At 41.0% G+C, this 14,540-nt stretch carries 13 protein-coding genes and 2 pseudogenes; 5 read left to right on the top strand and 10 right to left on the bottom strand.

The genetic code is table 11. The annotated features are described in order from the left end of the window. Positions 1-58: 58 nt before the first annotated feature. The 5 genes and pseudogenes from DXC01_RS21360 to DXC01_RS17170 form a co-directional block, all read left to right on the top strand. A pseudogene (locus DXC01_RS21360) lies at positions 59-721 on the top strand (transposase); the annotation flags it as partial. Positions 722-834: 113 nt separating this feature from the next. Further along, positions 835-1,233, top strand: a complete 399-nt coding sequence (gene tnpA / locus DXC01_RS17185; protein ID WP_005422927.1) for an IS66 family insertion sequence element accessory protein TnpA — start codon at positions 835-837, stop codon at positions 1,231-1,233. A 14-nt stretch (positions 1,234-1,247) separates the two neighbouring features. Then, the gene (gene tnpB / locus DXC01_RS17180; protein ID WP_158583649.1) at positions 1,248-1,598 is read left to right on the top strand and encodes an IS66 family insertion sequence element accessory protein TnpB; all 351 of its coding nucleotides are present in this window, start codon (positions 1,248-1,250) and stop codon (positions 1,596-1,598) included. A gap of 66 nt (positions 1,599-1,664) precedes the next feature. Continuing rightward, positions 1,665-3,200, top strand: a complete 1,536-nt coding sequence (locus DXC01_RS17175; protein ID WP_118699450.1) for an IS66-like element ISRob1 family transposase — start codon at positions 1,665-1,667, stop codon at positions 3,198-3,200. A gap of 60 nt (positions 3,201-3,260) precedes the next feature. Continuing rightward, positions 3,261-4,004: pseudogene (locus DXC01_RS17170) on the top strand (IS6 family transposase); the annotation flags it as partial. A 467-nt stretch (positions 4,005-4,471) separates the two neighbouring features. Here DXC01_RS17170 and DXC01_RS17160 read toward each other — a convergent pair. From DXC01_RS17160 to DXC01_RS17115, 10 genes are all read right to left on the bottom strand, one after another. After that, positions 4,472-4,861: a HEPN domain-containing protein gene (locus DXC01_RS17160; RefSeq protein WP_022388711.1), complete on the bottom strand. Its 390-nt coding sequence runs from the start codon at positions 4,859-4,861 to the stop codon at positions 4,472-4,474. Further along, the gene (locus tag DXC01_RS17155; protein ID WP_015542791.1) at positions 4,854-5,195 is read right to left on the bottom strand and encodes a nucleotidyltransferase domain-containing protein; all 342 of its coding nucleotides are present in this window, start codon (positions 5,193-5,195) and stop codon (positions 4,854-4,856) included. Before DXC01_RS17155 ends, DXC01_RS17160 begins: the two co-directional genes overlap by 8 nt. Before the next feature lie 217 nt (positions 5,196-5,412). Beyond that, positions 5,413-5,733 (bottom strand): hypothetical protein, encoded by a 321-nt coding sequence (locus DXC01_RS17150; protein ID WP_117592288.1) that lies wholly within the window; start codon positions 5,731-5,733, stop codon positions 5,413-5,415. A 4-nt stretch (positions 5,734-5,737) separates the two neighbouring features. Beyond that, positions 5,738-7,639: a VirD4-like conjugal transfer protein, CD1115 family gene (locus DXC01_RS17145; RefSeq protein ID WP_308418824.1), complete on the bottom strand. Its 1,902-nt coding sequence runs from the start codon at positions 7,637-7,639 to the stop codon at positions 5,738-5,740. Then, positions 7,636-8,631, bottom strand: a complete 996-nt coding sequence (locus DXC01_RS17140) for a DUF6017 domain-containing protein (protein ID WP_117627843.1) — start codon at positions 8,629-8,631, stop codon at positions 7,636-7,638. The genes DXC01_RS17145 and DXC01_RS17140 overlap by 4 nt, the downstream gene beginning before the upstream one ends. 26 nt (positions 8,632-8,657) lie before the next feature. Then, complete coding sequence (locus DXC01_RS20760) at positions 8,658-9,206, bottom strand: hypothetical protein (RefSeq protein ID WP_243111656.1); 549 nt, start codon at positions 9,204-9,206, stop codon at positions 8,658-8,660. Positions 9,207-9,866: 660 nt separating this feature from the next. Continuing rightward, the gene (locus tag DXC01_RS17130) at positions 9,867-10,514 is read right to left on the bottom strand and encodes a DUF6100 family protein (protein ID WP_226844694.1); all 648 of its coding nucleotides are present in this window, start codon (positions 10,512-10,514) and stop codon (positions 9,867-9,869) included. Positions 10,515-10,575: 61 nt separating this feature from the next. Beyond that, a complete protein-coding gene (locus tag DXC01_RS17125) occupies positions 10,576-11,121 on the bottom strand; it encodes a DUF5697 family protein (protein ID WP_227222833.1) in 546 nt (181 codons plus the stop codon). A 193-nt stretch (positions 11,122-11,314) separates the two neighbouring features. After that, positions 11,315-14,011 (bottom strand): VirB4 family type IV secretion system protein, encoded by a 2,697-nt coding sequence (locus DXC01_RS17120; protein ID WP_243111655.1) that lies wholly within the window; start codon positions 14,009-14,011, stop codon positions 11,315-11,317. Next, on the bottom strand, positions 13,902-14,525 hold the full coding sequence (locus DXC01_RS17115; RefSeq protein WP_005424166.1) for a hypothetical protein: 624 nt from the start codon (positions 14,523-14,525) through the stop codon (positions 13,902-13,904). Before DXC01_RS17115 ends, DXC01_RS17120 begins: the two co-directional genes overlap by 110 nt. Positions 14,526-14,540 lie beyond the last annotated feature (15 nt).

The following is a 14,540-nucleotide window of genomic DNA, read 5'->3' as shown; positions in this document are numbered from 1 at the left end:
ACAAAAAAATAAATTTCATCACTTTTTACAATGGACTATGCATACCCTTGAACAGTAACACCTTATCTGTAGATATATCCCTCTTAAGCAGTGGGCTTTCGATGATTCCCATTCTCCAAAGTACCAGAAGTTTAAGATTGATGAACTTCCCAAAGTCATATCCTATCAGCAGGACTGGAACTGGAAAGACCTTATCTCTTACTACCAGCAACGCTACCACAAGACCATTCGCCCTATATTTCGTCGAGTTGAGTGCGATATACCCAAACACTGCACTTGCCCTGCCTGTGATGTGCCTGTGGACTATCTGATGTGGAACGATGGCAGGAAGAAAAGTCAGGTTCTATGCAAGGTCTGCCAAACGCTTTTTTCTCCAACCAAAGATAATCGTTTTTCCAAAAACACCGTCTTGAGATGTCCTCATTGCAACCACAGCCTGGTGCATAAGAAAGACCGTAAACACTTTATCATCCACAAATGTGTGAATCCCAAATGCCCTTACTATCTCCACAACTTGAAGAAAGTGGATAAGAAACATCTGGACGAAGACTATGGCAAAAACAAATACAAACTCCACTATATCTACCATGAATTTACGATAGATTTCTTTAAACTGGACTTAAACTCCCTGACGAAGAACGCTTCTTCCCTAAAATTCACCAAGTTTGATTCCAACACCATGTCCTTATGCCTAACTCTTCACGTAAATCTTGGTCTATCGTAAGCGTCCAATAAGAGGGTGTATCGAAATTTCTGGCTGTTGCATGTAAACTATTGATTAGAGTTTTGGGAGTTGACTCTAAAAACTCTAAATCTAATCTAAGGAGCAGGCTTATGGATCTTTCTTCTTTGACTCCAGACAAACAGGTGAAACTTCAATACTGGCTGGATGTAATACGGCAATGCAGGGCCTCAGGACTGACAAATCAGATCTGGTGTGAACAACACGATATCTCTTTGAAAAGTTATTATTACTGGCTTTCCAAAATTCGAAAGCTTGCCCTGGAAGAACTGCCCCGCAAGAAAAACGGCATCCACATGTGTACAGACCAACAGTCAACTGCTTTAACGGAATCCCCGGCTGAGTTTGCGGAGCTTTCACTTCCGGACAGAAACATTTCCCGTTCCACTCCTGCAGCCATACTTCATATCGGATCCATAACAGTGGAACTTTATGAAGGCACATCTGCCCAGATGCTGGAAAACATTCTGAAAGCCGTGCAGTCATGTTAGGAGATCTTTCCCATGTGGAGAAAATCTATATCCGATGCGGCTACACCGATATGAGGAAGCAGCTCAATGGCTTGCTGGATATCATCCAGTACAACTTCAAACTGGATCCTTACAGCAATTCCTTATTCCTGTTCTGTGGAAAGAGGGCTGACCGGATCAAAGCAGTCCATTACGAGGGAGACGGTTTCTGCCTTTTATACAAACGGTACGAAAACGGACGTCTCCAATGGCCGCGGACCGGCGAAGAAGCAAAACAGATTTCTGATCAGCAGCTGCGCTGGCTTCTGGAAGGTTTGAACCCGGAGCAGCCAAGGGCGGTTCAGAAATGGCTCCCGCATAAGTCTGAAAATACTGAAAATCCTTAGAAATACTGGGAAATCTGACGATTCTATGTTATAATAATCCTATCGAAACGAAAGGGTTTTCAGGTTATGTCAGCTACGGAACAGGAGTATAAAAATCATATCAAAGAACTGGAACAGCAGGTCCGGCTCCTGAAAGAGCAGGTTGATTTCCTGACCCGTAAACTTTATGGAACAAAATCTGAGAAGACATCTACTCTCGAAATCGAGGGGCAGATGTCTCTTTTTAATGAAATCGAAACCTGTGCGGATCCTGATGCACACGAACCGGAGCTTGTTGAGATAGAGAAGCACCTACGTAAAAGGAAGTACACCGGTCAGCGGGAAGAACTGGTAAAAAATCTCCCTCACAGCAAAGTACTCCATACCATAGATGAAAGGGAACAGATATGCGATAACTGCGGGAGTACGATGGTGAAAGTAGGGGAAGAATTCGTCCGCACAGAAGTACAGTTTATCCCTGCAAAACTCAAGGTGATTGACCATTACCGGGAAACGTATGAATGCAGGTCATGCCGGAAAAACGGAACTCTTTATATGGAGAAGGCTCCGGTGCCATATCCTCCCGTCCTGCATTCTCTGGCATCTGCATCTACCATCACCTGGCTCATCCACCAGAAGTTTGAATTAAGCATCCCGCTGTACAGACAGGAAAAAGAATGGGAGGCTTTGGGATTACGTTTAAGCAGAGCGACTATGTCAAACTGGCTTCTGGTTGTCTATCGGGACTGGCTTGTACACATCGTCCACCGTCTGAAGCTGGAACTTCTGAAACAGAGATACCTTCATATCGATGAAACACATGTACAGGTGCTGAAAGAACCGGGACGGAAAAATACGTCCGATTCCTATATGTGGGTTTACTGCAGCATCAAAGATGCCGTAAATCCCATCCGCTACTTCGAGTACCAGCCGGGACGAAGCGGGAAATATCCGGAAGCGTTTCTGAGGGAATATGAAGGTTATATCCATACAGACGCTTACTCCGGATACAATGCAGTTTCAGGAGTAAAAAGATGTCTTTGCTATACGCATCTGCGCCGGGCTTTCGTGGATGCGCTCCCAAAAGACATCCATAATTCGGAAGCATCAAAAGCAGCGGAAGCAATCCTCCGTCTGAATCAACTCTTTAACATAGAGTCAGAGTTGGAGGCGCTCCCTCCTGATCAGAAGAAAAAAGAACGTCTTATCCGCGAGAAACCGCTTCTCGAGGCTTTTTGGTCATGGGCAGAAAAAAGTGCCATCGGAGAGCTGCCGAAATCCAAACTTTCAAAAGCTTTTCATTACGCCTTAAATAACCGCGAAGGTTTTTGGAATTATCTGGAAGACGGGAATTGTTCCATCAGTAATTCGCTTGCGGAAAACTGTATCCGTCCCTTTGTGATCGGCAGAAAGAACTGGCTGTTCTCCGGCAGTCCGAAAGGGGCGGAAGCCAGTGCAGGAATCTATACACTGGTAGAGACAGCGAAAGCGAATGGGCTTGCCCCGATGAAATATATAAAATATATCCTGTCCGACATGCCGGGGAGTGCTTTTCTTGAACATCCTGAATATCTGGATGATTATCTGCCTTGTAATCCTCTTGTAAAAGAATTCTGTCGATAACCGTTGACCTTTTAGTATAAAAGGCTGACGGTTATTTTTCTATGCACTGTTTTATTTGACGCTTACGGTCTATCTCTTAGAAAAACGAAACAGGCTCTCAAAGATCTGTACAACATCGATATCTCACACCAGAGCATTGCTAACTACTGCAAATCCGCCGCTATGTGTATCAAACCCTTTGTTGTCAACTATGACTACGGAACTGGCAAGGTATTTACTGCTGATGAAACCTACATCAAAATCCGTGGTGTAAAAGCTTATATCTGGTTCATCATGGATGCTTCCAAACGTTCCATCATTGGCAATCAAGTCTCTGATAACCGCGGCGTTGGTCCCTGCATTCTAGCCATGCGAATGGCTTTCCGGCACTTGAAAAAGCTTCCTGAAAACTTCCACTTTATTGCAGATGGTTACAGCGCCTATCCATTAGCTGCACAACAGTTTTTCCGTGAGTTCGGTGATAAGTTTAAGTTTGATATCACTCAAGTAATTGGACTTACCAACGACGATGAAGTATCAAGAGTATTCCGACCATACAAACAGATGATCGAAAGATTAAACCGTACATACAAGGTTTCTTACAGACCTACAAACGGCTTTGATAACATCGACGGTGCCAACTATGACCTGGCTCTATGGGTCGCCTACTACAACTTTCTCAGACCTCACAAGCACGCAGGATGCAAAGTTCTAAATAAAGTAGAGATGTTGGAAGGTGCAGAAAATATGCCAGGTAAATGGCAACTGTTGATTTTCCTTGGTCAGCAAACTATCTTAAATCTACAAAATCAGGCATCTGCATAACTGGAGCGGAACCGTTGTCAGGAGAACCGTGGAATACCGCAGCACCTGTGGTGCGAGGATATGCCGCGAAAGTCTCTTGACATAAGGTTCACGGATTATCCTATTTCAGCAGAAAAGGGGGCAACTGCGCCCTTTTCCTGCCTTCCGGCGAGGATGGGTTCGGGCAAAGCCCGAATCTGGGTCAAGGGACGAGTCCCTTGCGGGTACTTAGGGCAGCGCCCTAAGCCCTCGGAGAGCTTATTGTTATCAATATCTACAATTTTCAAGGTTCGTTTGAGCCTTATTTTTGGGCTCAGTTTTTTCATAAATCATTTGACACTATCACGTTTTTTAATTCTCCGTATCATACTACTACTTCACCAGAATATTTTCAGAAATTTTATATACAAAAAAGACAGGGTATAGAAATATATCATACCCCGACTGTAGTTGCTTCATGAAATATTTTATTTGTTCTCACCAATATTTTATGCTTTTAAAAACTCTTCTATCGCCGTTAAAAACTCCTTTGCCCTATCAGCCTGTTCACGGGCATCTTCAAATGATACTACAAAAAAATCGGCATAGTCCGTATTGTTTCTAATCTGAAATGCCTGACTCAAATATTTTGAATATTTCTTTTCGAATTTTTGTGTTTTAATATACTCTCGCTGGAAATAGGAAATTACTCCTGCATGTTTTGAATAATCAACGCCATCTTTTGCAAGCAATGCGCGAACTGCAGTAAACATGGCATAATAAGATCTTCCGATAGAATCTTTATAACTTTTCGATGCAAGCAATACTTCTGCCGAATTTAAACGCTCTCTTGCACTTTCCAGTCGATATTTTATCAGTTCCCTTCGATTATCAGGCACTAATTACCACTCCTTCCTGTGAAATGTTACGATAATATGGAAGAACTGTCTGGTATTGTTTAAACTCTTCATACGGAATTACGGTCGGAGAAAGAATTGTATCGTACTCTAACTCCAGCTCGCAAGAGGAATCCCATACCTTTTTCAACTGCTGCTGCAATGTTTTCCTGTCACCATGCACGATTGCAACAACATCTACATCTGAATCCGTATGATAATCTCCTCTTGCATAAGAGCCGTATAAAATTACCTGAACAAGATTTTCTCCATATACTGAGCGATAAATCTGTGTCAACTTTTGTAAAATACTATTCAGTTCATTTTTTGTGCACATATCATCCCTCCTGTTTTCTGGCATCTTTTTGCCTACAAGAATCAAAGCACTTGTCATCCATCATTTCAATGTTTCTATAATAATTTTAACTCAAATAAGCGAAAATCACAAGCAAATGTCCTATTTTTGCTTTTGGCTTTTTACAATAAAAAAAGGCAGTAACACCCTTTTGGCCAGGATATTACCGCCCTTTCACACTTCGAATACTGCGTATTCTCTAATTGAAGCCTTGCTTCATTCCCCGCAATCCATTTTCATACTGTATTCTTGAAAAATACCAGATTTTACCCTGGATTTTTCTACAGATATGATTTTCAAATAAATAGCATTCACTGCACAATTCTGGATTATCCCGTCTCCATCCGCTTTTTTCCAGAAATTCCTCTACATCTTCATATACTTCAATGCAGCTTTCTGCAAGCAGTATTTTTTCCACCTCCTGCTCCTTCAGATAAAGTCCAAATTCTTTGGCAAGCAGAACTCTGAATCCATAGCGGACCAGTGAATTTCCCCGTATTTCATTTAGATTAATTTCCAAACCTTCACCCCTTTGATTTTTTTACAAAAAGATCATCTACTTTCATGACCGTATTACCAGTACTTGTCCGCTTTTTATTCTTTGTTTTTTGAACAGCCCCATTTACAGTCAGTGGTTCTTGCACGTCATTTTCTTTTATCGGACTCTCATTTTTTTCCAATGGAGCCGAAGCTTCATATACCTGCTCATCCAGTATCTGAAATTCCTGCTGCTGTTTTTCCCACTTTCGATACCAGTCCGGAATATGATCCACAACCTTTTCCATCTTCAGTTTTCCGGCATCTGCATGTTCCGTATAATCCATTTTCTTAAACCGAAGCACATTGTGTCCTCGGATGATTAGGATTCCCTGATCCAGCGGATAACGAAGGATTTCATCTGGCAAAAGGAGCTGCCGTTTTCCAATGGAACGTGATTCCGAATATTCCGGCACATAATCTGTGGCACGGATCGTAAAAAAGTTCTTTCGTATAGAAGCAACTGAAACTGTAATCTCACCGGTCCGGTCACTGTAGTAGGTAGCGGTTGTCATATCATTACAGCCAAGAAAGATCGAGAAATCACAGCCGCCAAGGATCTCTTCCCACTGGTTATCCGGATAACGGTTCTGAAGCTGTGGAATATTCTGAAACAGGATGCTCATGCCTATCCGCCGGGATCTGGCCGTAGCCAGTTTCTTTTTAAAATCCGGAACAACACCGATATTTGGAAATTCATCCAGTATAAAACTTACCGGTACTGGTAGGACACGTTCTTCCGTTCTGTCAGCCAGGCGAACCAGCTTGATACTTAAAAATGATGTAAACAGTGTAGCAAGCATATCGTATGTAGAATCCTGATCCGAAGTAATACAAAAATACGCACACTTTTGCTTTCCCGGCAGTGACAGGTCTATATCTGTATGGCTCGTAATCTGCTGCACCATCTTATTCTGCAAAATCTGCAGACGGGTTCCAAGACCAAGCACAGCATTTCCTTTTACTTTTTCTGCCTTGGAAAATAACTGATAGGGACCTTTTGCCGGATGATCCGTTGGAAGCCTTTCAAAAATGGAATCCAGCATTTCTACACTTTTATTGAGCAATAATTTATAAGCTTCCGGAAAAGTTTTCTGCTCTTGTGGATACTCTTCAAAAACATATAAGCACAGAGCTTTTAAGAGATCCATTTCCACATTGTCATAAAAATGATCAAACTTATCCGTTGTGTTACGAATCACGACATCACAGAACACATCAATCAGCTCCCCGTCTTCAATCTCTGCGAGACAGTTCCATGCATCTGAATGGGTAAGCTGAATCAGATTCAGCTGCTTTACAACATATCCCTCTTCTTTGAGATACGCACAAAGATCCTCATAAAGTTCTGATTTTGGATCCGTAATATACATACTCTCACCCCTGCGCACACACTGTAATGCCATCACTCTTGCGAAAGCCCTGGATTTCATGGAACCTTGCGAACCGCATACCGCGATATTTCGGTTCAGTCTTGAATCCACCGGAAGACTTAATATATTTCCATTAGACAACTCCCTTCCGAAAATAATCCCCTTTATATGCTCCATTCCACGGTCTGCCTGCAGTATCTCTTTTTGTTCCTGTGTTCCCATAAATCCTGCCGTTCCATAAGTTCCCTGATCCGAAATCTCAAAATTCCGTTCATCATGCAATGGATTGTCTTTTCCTCGCCAGATTACCAGTACCGTTAAAGCCAAAAGCAGTACCACGGCTGCCATTGACCATTTTCTTCCTGACGAAGTACCACACCCTGCATACAGACATTGCAGAGGACTTAAGCATACTTCTGATCTGGAAAACAAGATTTCAAAAAAGCCTCCCACATATGCTGCTAACAAAACCATTCCGCATCCGGTCACGATTTTTTTCCAGTTTTCTGTTCTCAATCCGTTTCCTCCATTTCTCTTCTGGTTTCTTCTGCCAGATGGAAATGATAGCGGTTCCCGTAGTAGCTGTTTATTGTATTGACAGAATTGTATAATGCAGTCAGGAGCACCGCTCGGATATTTCTGGCCTTTGTGCTGGTATCATCCATACTCTGAAGCACGAATTCGACATGATCCTTCGTAAGCTTCGCAAACTGTGCTTTCACAATCTCTATATCTTTTTCCTCACGGTTAATCCGAAGTTTAGGTGCTGTAGAAACCATTACATCCAGAATAAGTCCCAGGATTTCTTCAACTCTTCTGTCATATGGATGATCGTTTTTTAACGCATCATAAGAAATCTGTATCCGAATCGCACGCTCCACAGCCTGATAGGAACAGAGTGGATACTCTATGTCTGTATTCTCTTCCGTAATCTCTGTATTTGTATCCCCTTCAAAAGAGAGATATGCCTCGTTTGACTGTGATATCCTGTCACATCCTGATGTGGCACCTCTCTCTTTGTGTGGTGACAGCTCTCCCTTTAAGAAGTGATACCCTGCATCTGACAGATTTTCCGGATAAGTCAGTTGTATCAGGACATCTACATTCAGCTCCAGAAACAGCACGTTTGAGTTCCGCATTCCTCCTTTCCTGACAGTTCGAAAAACTCTTCTCACAACTCCTATTTTCTCCAGTTCAACTACCGCGTTCACAGCTTCTCTTTTTGAGATTCCAAACTGATCTGCAAGCTGCTGGTAATTTCTCTGTAAAATATCTGCTTTGAATTTCTTTCTGAATCCACATAATTGTCCCGTTAATTCATCTCGGATTTCCACCGGCCGATACCAATACACAACATCTGACAAAATAATGATTGCTGTCAGATTGGGTTTCCCATTATCTCTGGTAATTGTACGATACCACGCTGCCGGGATTACATTTCCGGTAAACTGCAGCCGACACATCCGGTCCACAATCGGACTGCCTGTTGAATGAAAAGGATTCGCCATCTTGCAGCCACCTCCATCGACCAAGATCATTCTCCTAGGTCATTTATAAGGTATTTCATTACATTTTCTGCATTGAGCTCATAAATGATCACCTTCTCTCCCAAATATTCTCTTATTGTTTCCGCCTGATAATCCATGCACACAATACTTACTGACGGTCTCCATAAGAGTTCCTGTTTAATGCGGCATAATTGACGCATTTCCAAATCATAAACTAAATATATAGGGTTCCCATTTTCATCGCACACATTATAGGTAGCATATTCTTTTTCTCTCTTTATGGAAAATCTTGAAAACAAAGACTGCTTTAGCTTTTCTCTTTTCCGCTTCTCTGTCAGCAGGACAATCTGCAATATTCCCTCTCGGCACATAGGAATATAATAATATTGATCATAAATATCATCTGGTCGAAACAGATCCTTTTTTATGCCTCCATCACTTTCCAAAAGCTTTAACAATACTTTTATGTTCTGTCCTACAATAAGCGCATCCGCTTTGCTGTTATATCCGCCCTTTAAGAGCATTCGCTCTGTCCAGGTACGCATGGAACATTCCATTTTTTTCGCCCATTTCATATTTCGATCCATGGTATTGTAAACAACTAACACAGTATCCCCGGATAAAAGCACCCCACATGATCTGGAACCCCTGATTGCTTCCGACATTCCTTTAAATTCCAGACTGCCATAATAAAACGCTTTTCCCCGATCTCTCACGAACCCTTTATCCATATCTGGTTTATGGTTCCGCAAGATCTCTATACCCGCCTTCCAGAAGAAGACCCATACCTCGCTCATTCGATACAGCCGCATTCTTTTTTCTGGTTCACTTTTCACATGCCCCGTCTGCCCGGAACCGGAAATAAAAAAAGAGAGTTCTTTTTCATATTCTGAAAGAAGATAATTTCTGCCTTTTTCTAATAAAACGTATCCTCTATATCCATCCTTGCATCTCAGAGAAATATATCTTTCTTTTTTTAATCTTGTTATCAGGGCAGCAGTATATGAAATCGAGCCAGTCACGTATTGTCCTAAATAAGTCGGCATTTCACCCGACATCGCTATAATAATCAATAATTTATCCTGTTGTCTTTTCAATTATTTTCCCCTCGTTGAAAAAGCAAAAATACCCTATCTGTTGAATACCTGGGTACATAACCTGGCAATTTTGTTCAGATTTTTGCTTATTTTATGCCTTATCAGATATTCTTTTCCCATGTAGAATCCCCATGCAATTTACTCATGATTTTTTTCGATACCTGTTTCTTTGCCAAAATCAGAAATCCACGCTGGAAATTTGCTGCTGTCCATCACATATAACAGTGTACGGTCTTCCTCGCCCATACGTGTCACATGACAGGTATTCGTGTATAATCCACTATCTGACCGCAGGAAAAAATTTGTAATAATATCCTGCACATGTTTTTCTTCATAATTGTCATGATCTCTCACTCTTGCAAGCGGAAGTGTTTCATCATAAACATGTACAAAACAAATCGTACAATTTGTATATGTCGGAATTTCCAGCTTCTCCTCCGCTCTCTGCATGCACCAATTTCGAAAAGCGGTATGCAATGGTTTATAAAGATAATCCGTATAACAATCTTTCCGGTGAGGGATCAGGACGGGAGCAGATACCCGAAGAATCTCATCCTTATACTCCAGTTCAATTCCGTGTATCAGTACCAGATCTTCTTTGTATTTCTCATATTCTTTGGGATTTACTACTATTTCAAGTGTCAGGCGTCTTAATTTATCTGTCAAACGTTCTGAAGTTTTCGCAGTCTCCTGAATCATATCTCCCAAATAAGCATATTGGAACTCTGACTGCCGCCGGATACAGGACTGCAATACCCCTCTTGCTTCCACTATATACTGTTCCATCCTTCCCATTAGTTTTTGAGCATCTTCTAACTGTTCTTTTAATTTAAAAAATGAATCATTTTCATCCATCCGCATTTCTGTAATATTCGATTTCTCCACCTTCTTTCACTGTACAAAATCCAAGCACGTCCGGTATCCTGATTTCATGTATGTACCCGGGCTTTTCCACAATAACGATATGCCCGCAATCATCTGTCATCTTCCGGGTAAACAAATTGTTGGTAACCTGTACCTCATTCTCTGACACATACAAAATGTCATAGATTTCTCCTTCACCGCATAACACAATGCGAACAGGATATTCCTCTTTTGATGCAAGGAAGTGCTGGTCTACCTCTTTTTGATCCATAATATCCAGAAGAACCCAAAATGCCTGCAAAGTTCCTACATTTCTGGCTTTAAATGCCTCTTCATTTATTGCTGCCATTTCCAGATCCTGATGAATATAAATCTGTTTTTCTTTTTCCAGCGTCTTAAATGCACGTCCTACAAAATGATCTCTTTGGGTTTTTGCGAAATATGCATAAATCTGAGATTTTAAGAGCACATTATATGTCTGAATTAACTGTCTGGTTTCACGTTCCACGGGTTTTTGTTTGTTTTCCATCTGGTCTATCCTTTCCATGATAAACATATGCCACATAAATGACGTTTTTTATGTGGCATATAATGTGTTTTTTCATGTCTTTTTCAAAAGACATCTGTTACACGTCATCACAAAACGTTTTTTATGACATATAATTAATTTCATTCCTCTTATACGTCCTTTGTAACGTTTTTAATGCCGTTTCTTATTCACACTATTTCCTGCCATAAGCATCTGTACCATATTTCCGGATTCTGTCTTTCAATTCCTGAAGATCTTTGCGGTCAGTGGTAATCAGATCTTTTTCCAGAGCACTTGCTTTAAATTCAACAATCAAATTATTATTATTTGTGGAAATCAGACCATTTCCTCTTTCAAAATGAATAATAGAATTGGTTTCGGCTTCTGAAAGATCCAACTCCTCCTGAATCCGTTCTGCTTCTGAAACTTCCATGTTCAGAACAATTTTTGTTTTTGAGTTGCTTAATATACCGCGTCCAAGTTTTCCATCTCTTACCGCAAAACAGTCTGCCAGATCCTGTGTGGCACAAATAGCCGATCCACCATAAGCTCTGATTGTTTTGAATATTTCAATCAGATATTCTCCTGCCAAATCATTAGACATCAGAAGTTTCCATGCTTCATCTACAAAAACCGCTTTTTCTACTGTCCGGTCTTCCTTTGTTTTTGTCCAGACAAAATCCAGTGCCACAAACATTCCAAGGAGCAGGTCACCGGAAAGTTCTGAAATATCCAACACAACATATTTATTTTCCAGATCCACATTTGTCTGCTGATTAAAGCTGGATGCCGATCCACTCACCAGACGATTTAATATATTCGCCATACGTCTGCATTCTTCTTTACGCATAAGCACTTCATGCAGATCACCAAGAATCGGCATCTTTTTGTATTTTCCTGGATGTTCCGGATCCGTCAGACTCAGATTATCATGTGTGATTCCCTTTTCCTGATAGCAAGTAACCATTGCACCATCTAAAAGCTGTTTTTCTTCATGTGACATATCTGGAATCAGAAGGCTGAAAAAAATATGTAAGCTTTGAATTTTGCTTGCAAGTTCTGACCTTTCAGATGTATACCCATCCAATAAATCGCGAGTTTCCATATCTGCAGGCCGTATTTCCATTATGTTGATGCAGTTCGACGATGAAGGAGAAATCTGTATAAATTCTCCACCAATGTTGTTACAGGCTCTTGCAAATTCATGTCCTTTATCCGGAGCAATAATAAATACCTGTATGTTTTTTTGTCTCATACGTAGTGCCATAAGCTGCATCAAAAATGTTTTTCCTGAGCCAGATGTTCCAAATATTGCTATGTTTGCATTTTTGTATTTTAACGAATTAAAAATATCTATGATGACAAGCGAACTGTTTGCTTTATTTACTCCGATCATGATGCCATCTTTATCAGACATTTCATATGAAGCAAATGGATAACATGCTGCTACACCGGATGTAAGTACATTCCGTTTGGACTTCTCATAAATATTTTTGTCTATCTGTAAAAATGGCAGAGAAGATAAAAAAGCCTGTTCTTCTCTGAAAATGCAGCTACCTGTGCCAATGTCCTGAGAGCTTAACAGCTTTGTCATTTCCTTTGAACGCCATTCTACTTCCTGTTCACTATGTCCAGTTATCGTAACCAGAATGCTCATGTAGTAGAATTCTTCACTGCCGCTCAGCCCCCTTTTCAGGTAATAACCAGCCTGAATGGATTCACTCAGACTGTCAAAGTCGCTGTTTGAATCATAAGTATCCTTGATTTTTGAACGGTTCAAGCGTATTCTGCGTCCAATTCGCTCCACACAGCGGTTTTTATCCTGCTTGAAGAAAAAAACGTCTATATCTATTCCTTCACCTGCATTGATCAACAGAGACAGCCATCCGGCCGGGACTCTTGAACGGTATTTTTGAACATACAGATATGTATAATACAATCCATCTACAACCACATAGTTCCAGTTCCTGAAATCAATGGTTCTCGGAGCGACCAGTTCTGTTACAGGAATATATCGTATACTTTCTGGACCGTTTTCTTCTGTATAGTACTTCCGAACTTCTTTTATCCGATCATTCAGAGATTCTGTCAGGCATGTTTGACGATTTAACAGCTGGTATAAGATTTCCACGCAGAAGCGCGTCTCATTCTCATGCTCCAAAACTATATTTCCGCACATGGCAAGATATTTTTTTGCAGTCTGCACAGCAGAACGCATATAAAGATGTACATCTCTTTCGTCTGGATTCTTACTCCCACTACGGGAAGGATATTCAAAAATCAAAAAGAAGCGACGTGTAATCGCTTCCTTCATACCCAGGGATTTAATCAGTTCTGCATAATCTTCCTGCAGAATTTTACAACGTTCATCTGTTTCTTTTTCAGCCTCTTCATCAATCTTATCAATATACTCCTGAATGTCTGCCTTTCTGGAGAGCACTTTAAGCTGGATATTGGGCGGTGCGATTTTCAGGTATGACATAAAAGAGAGAATGATACTTCTCTGTTCTGAAGATGACCGTAATAAGAAATTGATTGGCAATACTTCAACAATTTTAACAAAACGATTGTCGGAAGTTTGGATAATACCATTTTTTACTTGTTTTAATGGTATATAAGAGGCTGTCCAGCTCATTGGCAGAAGATCCGGTACTTCCTGGACTTTCTCACTTTTCTCTTCTTTTCGAGAAAGTTCTTTCTTTGGCGGTCGCACTGGCCGTTCTTCTTTTTCTACATTCTGAACAAGCTGATTCCTCAGATTACGTTCTTCTGCCTCTTGCTCACGGATCTGCCTGAAATTCTCCCTGGCCTGCTCTTTCTGTTTCTGTGCGTCTTTTTTCTGCTGTTCCTTCTGCATCTGGCGATTTTCTTTCTCCTGCTTCCTGGACATCGCCTTGTCTTCTCTCTGCTGTTGCTTCTGCTCCCGCCGTTCTCGTTTCTCGGCAAGCTGAGCTTCTTTCAGCTTTTGCTTCAATTCTGCGACTTCGCTTCCGATCTTTTACACCGCCTTCCTGCTGCCTTTTCTTCTTTTTTCTCTCCTGTTTCTGTTGTTTCTTTTGCTGTCTCCTAATACGACGGTTTCTCTTTAATCTATACTGTCCATCGGGTACAGTCACTACCCGCCTTCTTGTTACAAAGCGTATAAACTGAATAATGAAAGAAAGCAAACTTTCCCCGTTAACACCGACTACCGCCAGTATTGTTAAAGGCAGGATTACAATTATACCAATATAGATTCTTAGCTTTATTGAAACATCTATAAAAAACAGTATCCTAAAAAGTACTATAAAAAGGACAGCTGCCTCAAAAGCATTCCTGCCTTCAATTCTCCCTGAAAACAGGGTTCCCTCTTTTGCAAAATTGGGTGGAATGATATAAACATCGGATCGTTCTCTCTGCATCATTCTGTACCTCCCGAA

The sequence above is a fragment of the Blautia sp. OM07-19 genome, assembly GCF_003481595.1.
Classification (GTDB): Bacteria; Bacillota; Clostridia; order Lachnospirales; family Lachnospiraceae; genus Blautia_A; species Blautia_A intestinihominis.
This window is presented reverse-complemented; position numbering and strand designations above follow the sequence as displayed.